This is a genomic window from Segatella hominis (assembly GCF_004535825.1).
GTDB classification, from domain to species: domain Bacteria; phylum Bacteroidota; class Bacteroidia; order Bacteroidales; family Bacteroidaceae; genus Prevotella; species Prevotella hominis.
The window spans coordinates 1-16399 of sequence record NZ_SGVY01000018.1; the positions used below are offsets into that span (position 1 = coordinate 1).

Consider the following 16399-nt stretch of genomic DNA (forward strand, 5'->3'; position numbering starts at 1 on the left):
TGATGTGTAAACCATTTCAGTAAGGCTTTTCTGATTGTGTATAGTATTTTAGTAAGAAAGTAAATTATGTGTATAGTAAATCAGTAAGTATAACAAGAAAGGTGTATACTACTTTCAGTTAAAGACATTTAGCACCTGTAAACAAGTCATTTAGGAGTGGCAAACAAGTCATTCAGCACCCGTAAACAAGTCATTTACGATAGCCAAACAAGTCGTTTGCAAGTCCTAAATGAGTCATTTCCTCATCGTATCTGAGTCATTCTGGCTCTCTGCTATCGTCAGTTTCGCCTCCTGATTGATATCATAGCCTTCCTTCTCGATTACGATCCAACCTCTGCCTTGTTTTCTGCGTAATCTCCGGAATCCCATTTTTTCCATGACGTTCTGAATGTATCCACTGGTCACGTTGTTTCGTATGGCAGGGTTGAATCCTATCTTTTCCATGATGTCGGCAGAGGTGGCAAATTTCATATTCGGATTCATCAGGTCGCCTTCTGTCGGCACCCTGAAATACTTGGCTATGAGCTCCTCCAGGAAGCTGTTGGCAAGGAACATCTTGTTGTGCAGTCTTTGCTTCTCCATGTCCTCGTAGGTGAGCCAAGGCACCCAGTCACCTTGCTTCAGTTTGCCCTCCTTGCGCTTTCTGATGAGTTCTTTCACGATATATATAGCCTGGGCATAGATATGATCGTGATCGATGGGATATTCGAAGGGGCTCTGGATTTTCTCCACCTCCCATACCAGGCAGCGGCGGTCTTCCTCTTCGCATATCACGTGGCGATTGTTGCTCGTGCCGCAGAGAGAGGCATGGCGCAGCAGCTGACTGGGATATTTGTCGTAGGGCACACGGATGGTTACGCTGCGCTTCGTCACACAACTCTTGAAGGAATTGAGATTCTTGCCATGAGGGGCATCAAACTCGTCGAGGCATATGAGCGCCTTGCTGGTCGTTATCTGCAGGAAATCCTTGTTCTTGTAGTCGGCTGAAGAATCGTTGGCATAGTAGCTTCTGAGGCACTTGGGCAGGAGATTTTCCAGAAATTTGGTCTTGAAGATACCGCCACGACCCACGAGCACCAGCACCAGCTCGTTCACCATCTCCTTGCTGCCCCAGCCATACACCATGCTCACAAACCATTTGCGGAAGGCATACTTGAAGTACTTCTTGGTGTGATAGTATTCGGGCGCCTCCTTCACCGTGATACGTTCGCAGAGCTGGTCGATGTAGTCGGGATCGCCTTCCTTCCATTCTGGCAATCCCATGAGATAATCCTCGATGGGGTTGAACTTTTTCGTGAAATCCGACTTGATGGCGCTTTCCAATCTTTTCTTGTTGGTGCGCAGTCCGTCCATATCCATCAGCGTATAGATGGTATTCTCCACGGTCTCGGTCACCTCCGTCCATTTGTAGTAGAATTCGCTCTGGGTATCGTAGGCCCTGATTTCCACCATGCCGGTCACGGTGTTCAGATGCATCTCATATCGGGTGTTAAGCCACTGCATCAGCACCTTCATGCTCGGGTTGGATCCGTATTTCTCGCCCTTCGTATAGAGATGCCAGCAGCCCCAACCTTCCGTATGATTGAACACCCAGTCCACGATGCTTTTCACACCGTCATACTGGCTTCCAAATTCCGCCGTCATCCAGTTGAGCAGTTCTTCCTTCTTAGCACCGTAGTTGAAGCAGAAGGTGGCAAATCGCATGCAGAACTCGTGATGGCTGCCAGGCTCAAATCGGCAGAACCAACCCTCAGAGAGCTTTTTCACTTGCTCTATCACGTCCTCCGTACTCGCTTCCGTCTTCTTCTTGCCTTTTGCATTCCCTGAGGATGCGCTGCCCTGACTCTTCTTGGCGCTTCTACTGCCTTTCGATGAAGTACCGTTGGCTCTATCCGTCTCCAACTTTTTCTCCCTTTCCATCTCCGGTTTCAGCACGGTCTGGTAGAATTTCGTCACCTCTTCAGGCGAAAGGGGTAGGGGTTCCGCATCCCAGTTGAAGTAGGCCTTCTCATCGTGCGCCAGACCGCAGAGACGGGTCATGTCGAGGCACTGTCTGTCGGCATTGAGATTCAGCAGCTCATCATAGATTTTGATGGCCTTTGTGATGGCGAGGCGGTGCAGTTCAGTCTCAGTGAGCGTGCAGCCGGGGGGACGCGCATATTTCAAGAGAATTCTGAATCCCCTGCCGCTGATAGTGCGGTAACAAACCATGGTAGTAGGCTTTTTGATAGCCTTTTCCACGGCGTCTTCCAGGATGATGCTTGGCGTATGATCATAGTCGAGCATGGCCCAGTAGGTAGGTTTGCCGAAGTATTCGAGCGTTCTACCATCGGGTTTGAACTGGATAGATGGGCAGATGGCAGCAGAGTTTCGCTTTTTGTTATCAGCAGCTTTTCTGTCGATATTTACCATTTGTCGGTAGTCATCCGTATGAATCTGGATGAATCTGTCTTGCATGATGAGCCATTCCAGTTCCTTCTTGCTCGACAGAGGTTTGTGGCTACTACTTCTGAGCGAAGTAAATAGCGAGGGCATGGTTTCTTCCATTAGCTTCCAAGTTAAATTGTTATTTTGGAAATTAGTTGAGGTCTGAAGATTGTTACTGTTTCAGATGAATGTCTCCATTTTGAATCAGGATGTTGATATTTTCGACGAAGTGTGTACTTTGAATGAACTTATCGGTCATTTTGAAAGCGTTTATTTTTTCTTCACGTTCTTCTATCGTTTGATTGTGTTCCAGGGCCATGTAGGCTGCATAAAAATCCCTCTCTCTATGTCCTTTTTCATGCATGTTTACTTGCTCTTGAATGTCCTTTTCATGGAGGATGGCGATAATCGTTTCTTTCATTTCTATCAGCTTGATCACAGAGATAACTCCTGTTTCAAATCTCTCAATTAACTTTTTGTCGAAATGACCAATTTCCTGCAGTTTTTTATCACTGATATCATTTTTCTGTATTTGCCGGATCAAGAATACTTGTCGGTTTCTTATCCAGTTAACAGCGGTCTCCAAAGCCTTCAGTTTTTCTTCAGAATAAACTGGGGGCACTTTTTTTGTTTCTCCCTTTTGTTTGCTTGGTTTCTCCATTTTCTTGCAATTATTAATATTATGCTGCAAAGTTCATCAAAAAATGCCAGATAGGGTGGGGGGTTATATAGAACCCCAAAAGTGCGAAAAAAGTAACCTAATATTTTGAATATTTAACAGTTGGGGCTTTCCTGTGTATTTAAAATCTCCAGCCAAACCATCCTTTCGATAAAAGGAAAATAAAACTTTACAAAGAAAAGCCAAAGGTGTCGGTGTCACTTACTTTTCATCTTTTTTTTAAGCATTGGAGCCACTACCCTCCAATTTGGATGTCTCCCTCTGATTATCAATCTTTTATCTATTTTCGCGCGGTAAGTCATAAAAAAAAGAGTATATAAAAGTGTCACCTGTCACCGTTTTCTGCTGCGCCCTTTATTGGAGCCAGTTTGTTGGGTGTCGCTGGTGACACGAGTTTTCAGTTTTTTTGTGGAGGGGTCTGTCACCCTTGTCACCCATCGGCATTGCGAAAAAATTGGAAGAATTGGACAATTTTATTGAGGTTAGGACTAAAGACTGTTGAAATGTTTGGCGTATTCAAATTAAATTCGTATTTTTGCAATGGTATAAAATATAGGCTTATGGTACATGTAAATGAAAACATATGCATACGTTTGCTGTCAAAAAACTCTTCTCTGCTGCAAAGGCACAATAACTACACGAAATAACAATCGCTATATTGGAATATTTTAATAAAATAGTTTAATTTATAATGATTATCGCAAAATTTAATGTATATTTGCAGCAAAATTCGGTGAATTTATGAAACTAAACAAGATAAAAGATGTCTTAGATAGCAAGGGAATTTCAGCAAGTATGTTGTAGAACTTCTGATAATAAAATATTATTTGAATATGGGCATAAGCAAAGATTTAACAGAAGAGGACATCAAGTTCCGCTATATCAACGAAGCCATCACAAGCAAGGGATGGTCAAAGGATAGTATATTCATGGAACAGAAGGTTAAATTTACTGACGGTAAAATTAGCCTTCACGGTAATCTTGTGCATAGAGAGAAACCGAAGTTTGCCGACTATGTACTTTATGCAAATAAGGCAACACCCATTGCTATTGTAGAAGCAAAGGATGCCAATCATTCTGTTTCTCATGGATTGCAACAAGCCATGACCTATGCCCAAATGCTTGATGTAAAGTTTGCATACAGTTCAAATGGTGAAGGTTTTGCCGAACATGACTTCTTGACAGGCAAGGAACGCACTTTTGCCATGGACGAATTTCCAACAAAAGAAGAACTTGTCGAAAGATATAAAAATGGGGCTAACGATGGAAACGGACTTAACGAACAAGAGCTGGCTATCATAGAGCAGCCTTTTTGCACTGGTCAGAATATATTTCCGCCACGATATTATCAGCGCAATGCAGTAAACCGCACAGTTGGTGCCATTGCCAAAGGACAAAACCGTGTGCTCCTTGTTATGGCAACTGGCACAGGCAAGACATATACTGCATTTCAGATTGTATGGCGTTTACTTAAAAGTGGTTTAAAGAAGAAAGTGTTGTATCTTGCAGACCGAAACATATTGGTTGACCAATCCATACAGCAGGATTTCAAACCATTAGAAAAGGTAACGCACAAGATAGACTACTCAAAAGACAAGAATCACTTGGAAGAATTGGGTTCTTATCAAGTGTTCTTTGCACTCTATCAACAGTTGATTGGACAGAATGATGCCAAAAACTATAAGGAGTTGTTTCCTAATCCAGACTATTTTGACCTTGTTATCGTTGATGAGTGTCATAGAGGTAGCGCAAAGGATGATAGCAATTGGCGAAACATCTTGGAATACTTTTCTTCGGCTACTCATATAGGTATGACTGCAACACCCAAAGAAACAAAGTACCAGTCAAGTATTGGCTACTTTGGTGAGCCTATATATACATACAGTCTTAAAAATGGAATTGAGGACGGTTTCCTTGCTCCTTTCAAGGTAATCAATATCACAACCAACATTGGCGATGAGTGGAGACCGACAAAGGGACAAAAGGATATAAACGGCAACGAGATAGAAGACCGCATTTATAACAACAGCGACTATGATTATAACATTGTTATAGAAGACCGCATAAGGGAAGTTGCACAAGAGATAACCAACTATCTGAAAAGTACAGATCGTATGGCTAAGACCATAGTATTCTGTGCCAATGAAGATCACGCTGAATGCATGCGTGTGGCATTGACCAATGCCAATTCCGATATGTGCAAGAAACATCCCGACTATGTGGTTCGCATAACAGGTAGCGATGAGTATGGAAAAGGCAAACTGGATTATTTTATTTCAGTATCTTCAGAATATCCTGTGATTGCAACAACCAGCAAACTGCTCTCTACCGGTGTGGATTGCAAAATGGTAAAGCTGATAGTACTTGACCAGCAGATTGGCTCCATGACAGAGTTTAAGCAGATTATCGGTCGTGGTACTCGTCTTCGTGAGAAAGAAGGAAAGACATACTTCACAGTGATGGATTTCCGCAACGTGACACGCTTGTTTGCAGACCCCGATTGGGATGGACCGATAGAGATAGACCCAAACTATCCTGCAAAACCAAACGAAACGAATCCACGCACATTTCCAGATGATACTGACACTCCTCCGTCCACGGCAAATGCACCAGTTACACACTCAAAACCGGTTGTTGATAAGGATGGATGCCAAGTGATGGTTGTCAATAAGGTAGTGTCCGTTTACGATGCCGATGGCAAGCTGCTTCGCACGGAGAGCATTACCGACTATACGAAGAAGAATATCCTTGATTCGTTTGCTACCATTGATACTTTTACCTCCAAATGGAATGAATTAAAGAAAAAATCAGACATTGCGGATATGCTGAAAGAAAGAGGTATAGACCTTGCGGATTTAAAGACTTCACAGGAAATGAGCAATGTGGATGATTTTGATTTCATCTGTCATATCGCATACGGCAAGAAGACCCTGACGAGGCGGGAACGTGCTGAGCAAGTGAAAAAGCGTGATATATTCACCAAGTATGGTGAGCAGGCACGACTGGTACTTGAGGCTTTGTTGGAGAAGTACATGGAAGAAGGCATTTCAGAACTTGAAAGTCTTACTGTGCTTGAAAACGATCCTTTCCGCCGATTTGGCTCAAAGGCAAATATAGTAAAGTTCTTCGGTGGGAAGAGAGATTATCTGAAGGCGGTAAAGGAGTTGGAGCAGACAATATATAATATAGCATAAAAATAGAATCTTTTCGAAAAGCCAAACGAACAGAGCCAAGCTTGCTTGGACTATGTCGTGGCGAGAAAAGATGCACAAAGTGAAACAAAATATGAGTTTATCAAATTTCGTAAAACGAGTACGCAATATCATGCGCAATGATGCCGGTATCAACGGTGATGCGCAACGCATAGAACAAATGGCGTGGATGCTGTTCTTGAAAGTCTATGACGAGAAAGAGAATGATTGGGAATTGGATGATGATGATTACAAGTCTATTATTCCAGAAGAGTGCCGTTGGCGCAACTGGGCGCATGATGACGGAAGCGGCAATGCCTTGACAGGTGATGAGCTGCTTTCGTTTGTCAACAACACATTGTTTGTGGAACTCAAAAACATAGAGGTAACACCAACTACTCCTATCCGTCAGGCGATTGTAAAGACTACATTTGAGGATGCCAACCAATATATGAAAGATGGAGTCCAACTTCGTCAAGTGCTGAATGTGATTGACGGTTTGAATCTTGGTGACTATGAGGAAAGTCATGCTTTCGGTGAGATATACGAGACAATCCTCAAAGAAATGCAGTCGGCAGGTTCCTCTGGTGAGTTCTACACCCCAAGAGCCTTAACCGAATTTATGGCAGAGATAGTCAATCCGCAGATTGGTGAGAAAATGGCAGACTTCGCTTGTGGTACAGGAGGTTTCATCACAAGTTGGTTGGGTGAATTGGACAAGAAGGTAAAGACTGCTGAAGACCGCAAAGAGTACAATCAGTCTGTATTTGGCATAGAAAAGAAACAATTCCCGTATATGCTATGTGTGACAAACCTGTTGCTGCATGGTATTGACACGCCAATGGTGTATCACGACAATTCGCTTACAAAAGATGTACTCAACTATACAGACGGAGACAAGTTTGATGTTGTGTTGATGAACCCACCATACGGTGGAAACGAGAAGTCGGATGTCAAGTCACATTTCCCTTCTGATATGCGCAGTAGCGAGACTGCTGACTTGTTCATGGTTCTCATCATGTACCGACTGAAGAGGAATGGTCGTGCAGCGGTCATTGTTCCAGACGGTTTCCTGTTTGGAGCGGACAACACAAAGATAGCCATCAAGACCAAGCTGCTCAGAGATTTCAACTTGCATACCATTATCCGTTTGCCTGGCAGTATCTTTGCACCTTACACTTCGATAGCCACGAACATTTTGTTCTTCGACAATACCAGAGCGGATGGTGCTCCAGAAGGTTATTCTACAAAGGAAACGTGGTTCTATCGTTTGGATATGCCAGAGGGGTACAAGCATTTCTCCAAGACAAAGTCCATGAAGTCAGAACATTGCGACCCAATCCGTGAGTGGTGGAACGACCGTAAGGAGATTATTATTGCTGATGGCGACGAGAAATCACGCTGCTATCCTGTTAAGGAACTGATAGATTCTGATTGCAACTTCGACTTATGTAAGTTCCCGAAAGAGGATGAGGAGATCTTGCCTCCTGCCGAACTGCTTGCCGACTATTTCAAGAAGCGCAAGGCTCTTGATCATGAGATTGATAAGACATTGGCAGAGATACAACGTATATTGGGGATTGAGGTGAATGTGGACGAATTGTAATATGTGGGACAATGTTCCACAAATCTAAAGATTGGCATGGAGAATAAAGAGTTGACAAACATAAATGATGTTGCCTACCAGAAGTTGATAGACAACATAACCGCGCTATGGGGTGAGGCGAAGTCAAAAGCAGTCAATGCTGTCAATACAGAATTGCTTGAAGCAAACTGGCAGACAGGTAAATACATTGTGGAGTTTGAGCTTAAAGGTAAAGATAGAGCAGAGTATGGAAAACATTTGCTCATGAATCTTTCAAAAGATTTGACTATTAGAAATGGCAAGGGGTTCAACCGTACTAATCTCACTTATATGCGTAAGTTCTATTTGGCTTTTCCAATTTTGGGGACAGCGTCCCCAAAATTGACATGGAGCCATTACTATGAACTACTAAAGTGTGATAATTCTCTCGAAATGAAGTTCTATTTTAATGAATGTATTAAGGAAGGCTGGAAAGTTCGAGAACTGAAAAGACAGATGAAAAGTTGTCTGTTTCAGCGACTTGCACTAAGCACAGACAAGGCTGGAGTTCTTGCATTGGCTAACGAGGGGCACCAAGTACAAACTCCGCAAGACATTATCCGTGACCCATTTGTGCTTGAATTTGCTGGACTTCCCAAACAGAAACGCTATAAGGAGAGTGACTTGGAAAAGGCTCTTAAAGACCACATGGAGCAGTTCCTTTTGGAAATGGGACGTGGTTTTGCATTTGTGGGCAGACAATACTCCATGCTGATAGGAAGCCGACAGTTCAAGGTGGATTTGGTATTCTACCATTGTATTTTGAAATGCTATGTGCTGATTGACCTAAAGCGAGCAGAGATAAAGCATGGTGACATCGGGCAGATGAACCTCTACCTTAACTATTTCAAAACAGAAGTATGTCAACCTGACGATAATCCACCCATTGGCATAGTTTTGGGAGCAAGAAAAGATGAACTTCTGATGGAGTATGCCTTGGAGGGTATAACCAATCAATTGTTTGTGGCACGTTACCAACTTTATCTGCCAAAGCGTGAAGAATTGCAAGCGCAACTTGACCAGCTCTTGGATGGCATGGAGGAATAACAACAATTCGCCAACAAGTTGTTGGCGAATTAGAAACAGTGATTAGTCAAGCATTGCTTGACCAATTCAAACTCAGAGGCAGTCCAATAACTTTTAAAGATACATTGAAATTATAAATAATGAACGGAAAACAATTAAAGAACAGCATATTACAATGGGCGATACAGGGAAAACTTGTACCGCAAGATCCTAATGACGAACCTGCAAGCGTTTTGCTTGACAAGATTCGTCAAGAGAAAGAACGCTTGATTAAGGAGAAAAATATCAAGCGTGACAAAAACGCATCCATTATCTACCGTGGTGAAGACAATTCCTATTATGAGAAGATACTTGCTACGGGAGAGGTGAAGTGCATTGATGAGGAGATACCATTTGAGATTCCAAAGGGGTGGGAATGGTGTAGGCTCAATGACTTGGCTCTGTATAGAAAAGGCCCTTTTGGAAGTAGCTTAACAAAATCTATGTTTGTGCCTAAGAACGATCAAAGTGTCAAAGTTTATGAGCAGAAGAATGCAATACAAAAAGACTTTCGCCTTGGCGATTATTATATCAGCAAAGAAAAGTTTGAAGCAATGCAAAGCTTTATAGTCAAACCAAATGACATTATAGTAAGTTGCGCAGGAACAATCGGTGAGACCTATCTTCTGCCATTAGATGCTCCTGTCGGCATTATCAATCAAGCGTTGATGAGAGTTACGCTTTTTGATTTGAGTATGGCAGAATACTGGCAAATGTACTTTGCTTATATGCTTTTAAATGAGGCACAAATGAAAGGAGCCGGTTCTGCTATTAAGAATATTCCCCCGTTTGAATATCTAAAAGCAGTACTTGTGCCTGTTCCTCCTTTATCAGAACAAACCAGATTGGTTGAAAGATACAATTTGCTTTTGTCTCTAATTGCAAAATATGAGTCAGAAGCAGATAAATTGAATTGTCTCAATCTAAACATCTATGATAAATTAAAGAAATCCGTATTACAAGAAGCAATTCAAGGTAAACTCGTCCAGCAAATTGCCGAAGAAGGTACAGCCCAAGAACTTCTTGAGCAGATAAAAGAAGAGAAAAAGCAATTAGTAAAAGAGGGCAAGCTAAAGAAGTCAGCCCTCAACGATTCTGTTATCTTCCGTGGTGATGATAACAAGTATTGCGAGAAGATAGGAAAGTCGGTGCAGTGCATTGATGAAGAGATTCCGTTTGAGATACCTGAGAACTGGGTGTGGGTAAGATTGGGTACTATTGTTGATTTTAGCAAAAGCCAATCTTTGCCATCTTCTTCTATTAAAGAAAGCACCTGGGTCTTAGATTTGGAAGACATTGAAAAAAATAGCGGAAAACTTTTACAAAAAAAGAGGATGAAGGACGTGTTGTCTAAAAGTGATAAGCATATTTTTTATAAAGGAAATGTGTTGTATAGCAAGCTTCGTCCTTATCTCAATAAAGTAATCATAGCTGATGAAGATGGTGCTTGCACCACTGAAATTCTTGCTTTTGACTTTGGCTATATTTACAATAAGTATGCACAGTTATTTTTGATGAGTCCATTTTTCGTAGATTATGCAACCGCAGATTCTTATGGAATTAAAATGCCAAGATTAGGAAGTAAAAGGGGGAATAGCGCGTTGATACCATTGCCTCCATTAAAAGAGCAGCAACGCATTGTTGCTCAAATAGAAAAACTATTTGAGCAACTGCATTAATTGCTCTATCTTTTCAACAATGCGTTGTTGTTGTTTACGAGGTGGCAAAGGAAATAGTTTGTTCTCTAAGTAACCAACAACAATACGTTGTTGATTAGCTGTTCCTTTAAATGTTGCTTCATCTATAAAGTAAGGAGACTCTAAGAAATACAACAGATACCATCTACCTATTGTGTTTCCATAGGGTCTCAACACTTTTAATTCTGTAGTTCCTGCCCCGATTCCATTAGGTAAGCCATGAAAAATTGCAGACTTTCTGTTTTGAAAACATGGCGTGATTTTAGCAAAAGCAACGTCACCATTCGCAAAATGAGTAAATCCCTTTTTTATATTTCCCCATTTGACCAAATCAAAAGTAAAATCAGATTTATAACCTGCACTTATCTTTTCCATTGGAATAAAAGCTGCTAAAGTCTCATTATCAGCCTCATTCTTTGGATTTAGTTGAAATACATCACGAATCCTTACCCATTTCCAATTAGCAGGAATAGAAAAAGGAATTTCCTCAGTTATATCCACGCACTTTTTCCCAATCTGCTCATAGTACTTGTTATCGTCACCCTTGAAGATGATAGAATCATTGAGGGCAGACTTCTTTAGCTTGCCCTCTTTTACAAGTCGCTGTTTCTCTTCTTTAATCCGTTCAAGTAGATTTTCTACAGACACATCTTTTGGATTAGAAAGCAGAGTTGATAGCTTAGGACAGTTTGGCCATCCTTGAATAGCTTCCTGCAAACATGACTTTTTGATTTTTTCATTAATGTTTTGGTTTAGCTCATCCAAACTTTGTTGAGCTTTTGCATACCTATTTATTAATGGTATTAACTCTTCCATTTTTGAGACAATTCGCTTTTGCTCATTTATGGGAGGTAATGGTAACAACAATCCTTTTAAACGATTTGCTGACAAGCCTGGCATTGCAGTTCCTACAGAAGCCAAGTTGTTGCTTTCCTTCAACAGATAAATGAAATAATATACGTATTCGCATATACCATTTATACATGGGCGTAATCTATGGACATGATTTTGAAGACAAATATCATAATCTTCATTCCAAATTGCAGAACGACCGTAACCTGCCCCTCCTTCACAAACAAGTAAATCACCTTTTGTGGCAGAGCAGTTTTTTATCTCTTCATCTGTGAAATTCATCACCTTCACATTGTCAAGTACAAAATACCCCCAATAAAGATTTGATGTAGTGATAAATTTCTGTGGTGTTCCACCACTTTTGTTGCTACTACTTTGTTGTTTTCCACTTGTGTGATTAAAAATGTTACCAATTCTCGTCCATTCCCACCCCTTTGGTATCTCAAACGGAATCTCCTCATCAATGCATTTCACCTCTCCTGTAGCAAGCACCTTCTCATAATAGGAACTCATAGAACAAAACCATGCCTATATATATTTGGACAACATAATGTTTCACTAATAAACGAATAGAAATGGAATTAGACAAATTTGAAGAGTTCCTAAGCCAAGGCAATATGGCTAAGAACACGATTTCGGCATATCTGTATGCCGTGAAGGAGTTTGGCTCTCGATACAAAGAGTTGAACAAGAGAAACTTGTTGGTTTACAAGACCTACTTGATTGAGACTTACAAACCAAAGACGGTGAATCTCCGTATTCAGGCGTTGAACAAGTACCTTGTATTTGTGGGCAAGACGAAACTCCGCTTGAAGTCGGTCAAGGTACAGCAGCGTTCGTACTTGGAGAATGTCATCAGCAATGCCGACTACACCTTCTTGAAGAACAAGTTGGAGAAGGAAGACAACTTGGAGTGGTACTTTGTGGTGCGTTTCTTAGCTGCGACTGGTGCCAGAGTGAGCGAACTTGTGCAAATCAAGGTTGAGCACGTGCAAGTAGGCTATTACGACATCTACACCAAGGGTGGCAAGATACGGCGTATCTATATCCCCAAGACATTGCGCACGGAAACAGAAAAGTGGTTGCAGACACTCAACCGTACAAGTGGCTATCTCTTTCTCAATCGCTTTGGCGAGCGTATTACGACAAGAGGTATATCACAGCAGTTGAAGAACTATGCGGTGAAGTATGGCTTGAATGAAAAAGTGGTGTACCCTCACTCATTCCGCCATCGTTATGCCAAGAATTTCTTGGAGAAGTTCAACGACATTGCCCTGCTTGCAGACCTTATGGGGCATGAAAGCATCGAAACGACACGTATCTATCTGCGAAGAAGTAGCTTGGAGCAACAAGAAATAGTAGATAAGGTTATCACTTGGTAAAATGCCAATAAAGGTTTATAGGAATAAGAGTAGAAAGAAATGCAGGTTTCTTTCTACTCAATCCTTGTAAAACATTTTATCATATGACATGCATATATCAACGACAACAAATCTATACGTCAGTAAATCATGTTATCATCATATATGCAATTCTTTGTTTACCGATAGGTTTGACAAGCAAACGTATGCAATTTGCAGAATTTAGCACTATTGCCAAATCATTACCTCAATTGAGGTGAAACACTCATAAATCGCTCATTTTAAGCTATTCTGAATATTTGGGCAGATTTTTATATAAAAACTCTCCATCATATTATTTTTTTGCCTTCAGATTTGCATTTTTCAAAAATTAATCGTACTTTTGCCCTCGAAGACGCAATAGTGCGTAGGCAAATAATACAAATATTATGGCGAAATACATCAACCCATTTACCGACTGGGGCTTTAAGCGATTGTTCGGTCAGGAGTTCAGCAAGGATTTGCTGATAAGTTTCTTAAACGATTTGTTCGAGGGGGAATTTCAAGTCAGGGATGTCTCCTTCAAGGACAAAGAGCAGTTGGCTGATTCCAAGGATTTGCGAGGCTGCATATACGATGTCTATTGCGAAACAGATGAGGGCAAGCATTTCATTGTGGAGATGCAGAACAACTGGACGGTTAATTTCGTGAATCGTACGTTGTGTTATGCCAGCAAGGCTATTACCAATCAGCGTGAGAAAGAAAAGTCCAAGGACAAGCCTTCATTTTATGAGCTGGTTCCTGTATATGTGATCAGTTTTATGAATTTCTCTCCTCATGTCGGAGAAGAGATCAGTCAGTTCAAATCTGATGTGATGTTGAGAGAGAAAAATAGCGAAGAGCCTTTCACAGACAAGCTTCGCTTCATCTATTTGAATCTTCCGTATTTCACAAAGAAGGCAGAGGAATGTGTAACAGATTTTGAAAAGTGGATTTACGTATTGAAGCATATGACTACATTAGAAAGAATTCCATTTGAGACGCAGAAGAAGATCTTCAAGCGTTTGGCAGAAGTGGCTGACAGCCGCTGCCTGAGCAAGGAGGAAATGGAAAAATATGAAGAGAGCCAGCGTCAGGTTGATAATTACAACCTGGGGATGTATAGTGCCTGGCTGGAAGGAAATGAGAAGGGGATTAAGCAAGGAATTGAACAGGGAATAGAGCAAGGCGAACTTGCTAAAAGTCTTGATGTTGCAAAGAATCTCCTTGCATTAGGTATGCCAGTAAGTCAAATCATGCAAGTTACAGGTTTGACAAAAGAGCAAATAAGCAGTTTGTAGGCTAAATAATAATGATTTGGAGATTGTAAAGCTCAAATTCTATTGGAGTTTGGGCGAGGACATTTGTGAGAAGCAGAAGCAATATAAATGGGATGCAAACTTCATGAAAAGATTGAGCCTTGATTTGCGTGCGGAATTTCCTCAGAGTGAAGGTTTTTCCAGGACCAATTTGTATGACATCAAAAGATGTTTCGCATTCTATTCAAGCCAATTGAATTTGTCCACCAGACTGGTGGACAATTACAGGAAGTGGATGATGCCAATTTGCTTAGATGCGAAGGAGACATTCCGAGTATTGGTATTCTTCTTTGCAAGGACAAAGATTCGTCAGTAGTAGAATGGTCTCTGCGTGGCATCACTACTCCTTTGGGTGTCTATGGGAAGTATGGCTATTAAAATTTGAAATAAGCTCTACTTTCATTTGAATATATAATATTTCGTAAAAAACTTATTGTTTTTTGCACATATTAATAATATGTATTAATTTTGCAACCAATAAAAAACTATTGAGATGACAAACTTCGATAAACAGAAACTGACAGAGATTGTATTATATATCTTGAATAAAACAAAAGGGTTAGACTACTACCATGTATTCAAGGTTATATATTTTGCTAATATTTCATATTTAGCAAAATATGGCTTTCCTATGGTTTCTGACGAATTCTGTGCATTGCCAGATGGACCTGTACCTTCTGTCCTTTATAATTGTATAAAAGGCGATCCTCAGTGTGATAAAGAATTGCAAGCAATGATAGACAATTGCGTTTCTAAAGGAACTGATGACGCTTATTATATGCTTGAAGCCAAGCGACAGGCAGACGATGAATACCTGTCAAAAGCTGATATTGAAGCTTTGGATAAGTCTATCTTCGAGAATGTAAATCTTCCATACGGTGAGTTACGTGCAAAATCACATGGCGAAGAATGGAAGCGTGCTTATGCCCAACAAGGGCGTAAAGTCATGGATATTATTGGTATGGCAAAAGATGGTATGGCATCCGATGATATGATAGAATATATTAAGGATAATCTGTTGGTGGAGGCTGCATTGTCATGACGAAACTCGGAGAATTATTGGGGACTATGGCTGACAAGTTAGCCCAAGATAGTCTTAACATCGGTGATTATATTTTTGGAGCACAACTCGTTTATCAACTGCTCAAAGATTAATATAAGATACTGGCTTCGCCTGATGCTTTATATGAACATCTGGCGAAGTAAATATTGCTTTTGTTTTGACAACTGAATAGCATAAGCTTCTTGTACTTTTGCCAGTAGAATTTAAATCAATAGTATTTTATGATGTCATTCCTTACTCGCATATATCCATTCAAGCAGAGCAGACACTGGTTGAGAGATGGATTTTTCTATGGCCTTGTCATTTGGGCTATATTATATTTTCTGCAGCCTTTCGGATTCTGTCTGTATCAGGGCAATAAATGTCTTGCTGCTGCCTTGTTTGGCATGGTCACTTTCGTGTGCTATGTCATTTATATAGCATCGGTATTGAAGTGTTTTCACCGGACTGTCAATCCTTGGCGCATCTGGCATGAAGGAATGGCAGTACTCGGACTGATTATTATGATTGCCTTTTGTAATTTTCTTTTATCCTCATTTCTCTTTCATTATACAATCACTATCAGGCTTTTTCTGTTGTTTTTGAACTGGACGATTATTGTAGGTATCTTTCTGACTTTGCTGTCAGTCGGAATACAATACAACAGATATTTAAGAGACAGAATGGAAGATTTGTTGCACAAAACGACTCAGGAACAAAAGGAGGTGATTATTACAATCCACGATACGAGCAGCAGGGGAAATGATCTTGCGATGCCTATCAATGATCTGCTTTATATCGAAGCGCAGAAAAACAATATCTCGGTCTGTTTTGTAAAGGAGGATCATGTTGTTTCTGCTGATGTTCATAATACGCTGACGCGTACTCTGGAAGAACTGAAGGGATATGATAATATCTTCCAATGTCACCGCTCTTTTGCCGTCAATGTGAACAATATATCTTCGGCTAAAGGTAATTCTAACGGGTATCAGTTGAAACTGGATAAATGTGCTGATATCATCCCAGTTTCGCGGTCATTTGTGCCTCAGTTTAAGACATATCTTACTTAGTTATTCGTCCTTTTAATTAGTTGCTCGTCATCATAAGTTGTTGTCTGTCATAGG

At 40.8% G+C, this 16399-nt stretch carries 12 protein-coding genes and 1 pseudogene; 10 read left to right on the plus strand and 3 right to left on the minus strand.

The genetic code is table 11. The features are described from left to right. Positions 1-234 precede the first annotated feature (234 nt). Entirely contained in the window at positions 235-2547 is a 2313-nt protein-coding gene (locus EXN75_RS08275) for a BT4734/BF3469 family protein (RefSeq protein ID WP_134843429.1), read from the minus strand. A 52-nt stretch (positions 2548-2599) separates the two neighbouring features. Continuing rightward, on the minus strand, positions 2600-3088 hold the full coding sequence (locus EXN75_RS08280; protein WP_134843430.1) for a hypothetical protein: 489 nt from the start codon (positions 3086-3088) through the stop codon (positions 2600-2602). A gap of 851 nt (positions 3089-3939) precedes the next feature. Between EXN75_RS08280 and hsdR the strand changes: the two genes are divergently transcribed. From hsdR to EXN75_RS08300, 4 genes are all read left to right on the plus strand, one after another. Next, entirely contained in the window at positions 3940-6300 is a 2361-nt protein-coding gene (hsdR, locus tag EXN75_RS08285; protein WP_134843431.1) for an EcoAI/FtnUII family type I restriction enzme subunit R, read from the plus strand. A 91-nt stretch (positions 6301-6391) separates the two neighbouring features. Next, positions 6392-7903: a class I SAM-dependent DNA methyltransferase gene (locus EXN75_RS08290; protein WP_134843432.1), complete on the plus strand. Its 1512-nt coding sequence runs from the start codon at positions 6392-6394 to the stop codon at positions 7901-7903. 36 nt (positions 7904-7939) lie between these two features. Next, positions 7940-8968 (plus strand): PDDEXK nuclease domain-containing protein, encoded by a 1029-nt coding sequence (locus tag EXN75_RS08295; RefSeq protein WP_134843433.1) that lies wholly within the window; start codon positions 7940-7942, stop codon positions 8966-8968. Between the two features lie 119 nt (positions 8969-9087). Continuing rightward, entirely contained in the window at positions 9088-10665 is a 1578-nt protein-coding gene (locus EXN75_RS08300) for a restriction endonuclease subunit S (RefSeq protein WP_134843434.1), read from the plus strand. Here the strand turns inward: EXN75_RS08300 and EXN75_RS08305 are convergent. Then, positions 10645-12048, minus strand: a complete 1404-nt coding sequence (locus EXN75_RS08305) for a restriction endonuclease subunit S (protein ID WP_134843435.1) — start codon at positions 12046-12048, stop codon at positions 10645-10647. The genes EXN75_RS08300 and EXN75_RS08305 overlap by 21 nt on opposite strands. Positions 12049-12110: 62 nt before the next feature. On the opposite strand from EXN75_RS08305, the gene EXN75_RS08310 reads away from it, so the two are divergent. The 6 genes and pseudogenes from EXN75_RS08310 to EXN75_RS17665 all read left to right on the plus strand — a co-directional run bounded on the left by EXN75_RS08310 (position 12111) and on the right by EXN75_RS17665 (position 16345). After that, positions 12111-12917 carry a tyrosine-type recombinase/integrase gene (locus EXN75_RS08310; RefSeq protein WP_134843436.1) on the plus strand — a complete coding sequence of 269 codons (807 nt, stop codon included), beginning with the start codon at positions 12111-12113 and terminating at the stop codon, positions 12915-12917. Positions 12918-13324: 407 nt separating this feature from the next. Beyond that, positions 13325-14215: an Rpn family recombination-promoting nuclease/putative transposase gene (locus EXN75_RS08315; protein WP_134843437.1), complete on the plus strand. Its 891-nt coding sequence runs from the start codon at positions 13325-13327 to the stop codon at positions 14213-14215. 49 nt (positions 14216-14264) lie between these two features. After that, positions 14265-14381 (plus strand): annotated as a pseudogene (locus EXN75_RS18635) (PDDEXK nuclease domain-containing protein); the annotation flags it as partial. Between the two features lie 20 nt (positions 14382-14401). Continuing rightward, positions 14402-14611, plus strand: coding sequence for a PDDEXK nuclease domain-containing protein (locus tag EXN75_RS18195; RefSeq protein WP_134843439.1), 210 nt, complete (start codon positions 14402-14404; stop codon positions 14609-14611). Between the two features lie 115 nt (positions 14612-14726). Further along, a complete protein-coding gene (locus tag EXN75_RS08330) occupies positions 14727-15275 on the plus strand; it encodes a Panacea domain-containing protein (RefSeq protein ID WP_022111360.1) in 549 nt (182 codons plus the stop codon). A 683-nt stretch (positions 15276-15958) separates the two neighbouring features. Further along, positions 15959-16345 (plus strand): LytTR family DNA-binding domain-containing protein, encoded by a 387-nt coding sequence (locus tag EXN75_RS17665; protein WP_167639479.1) that lies wholly within the window; start codon positions 15959-15961, stop codon positions 16343-16345. Positions 16346-16399 lie beyond the last annotated feature (54 nt).

What these genes read in the sequence shown, in the direction of transcription:
- EXN75_RS08275 (WP_134843429.1), bottom strand. Translation starts at nt 2,547, where the DNA reads ATGGAAGAAACCATGCCCTCGCTATTTACTTCGCTCAGAAGTAGTAGC.
- EXN75_RS08280 (WP_134843430.1), bottom strand. Translation starts at nt 3,088, where the DNA reads ATGGAGAAACCAAGCAAACAAAAGGGAGAAACAAAAAAAGTGCCCCCA.
- hsdR (WP_134843431.1), top strand. Translation starts at nt 3,940, where the DNA reads ATGGGCATAAGCAAAGATTTAACAGAAGAGGACATCAAGTTCCGCTAT.
- EXN75_RS08290 (WP_134843432.1), top strand. Translation starts at nt 6,392, where the DNA reads ATGAGTTTATCAAATTTCGTAAAACGAGTACGCAATATCATGCGCAAT.
- EXN75_RS08295 (WP_134843433.1), top strand. Translation starts at nt 7,940, where the DNA reads ATGGAGAATAAAGAGTTGACAAACATAAATGATGTTGCCTACCAGAAG.
- EXN75_RS08300 (WP_134843434.1), top strand. Translation starts at nt 9,088, where the DNA reads ATGAACGGAAAACAATTAAAGAACAGCATATTACAATGGGCGATACAG.
- EXN75_RS08305 (WP_134843435.1), bottom strand. Translation starts at nt 12,048, where the DNA reads ATGAGTTCCTATTATGAGAAGGTGCTTGCTACAGGAGAGGTGAAATGC.
- EXN75_RS08310 (WP_134843436.1), top strand. Translation starts at nt 12,111, where the DNA reads ATGGAATTAGACAAATTTGAAGAGTTCCTAAGCCAAGGCAATATGGCT.
- EXN75_RS08315 (WP_134843437.1), top strand. Translation starts at nt 13,325, where the DNA reads ATGGCGAAATACATCAACCCATTTACCGACTGGGGCTTTAAGCGATTG.
- EXN75_RS18195 (WP_134843439.1), top strand. Translation starts at nt 14,402, where the DNA reads ATGTTTCGCATTCTATTCAAGCCAATTGAATTTGTCCACCAGACTGGT.
- EXN75_RS08330 (WP_022111360.1), top strand. Translation starts at nt 14,727, where the DNA reads ATGACAAACTTCGATAAACAGAAACTGACAGAGATTGTATTATATATC.
- EXN75_RS17665 (WP_167639479.1), top strand. Translation starts at nt 15,959, where the DNA reads ATGGAAGATTTGTTGCACAAAACGACTCAGGAACAAAAGGAGGTGATT.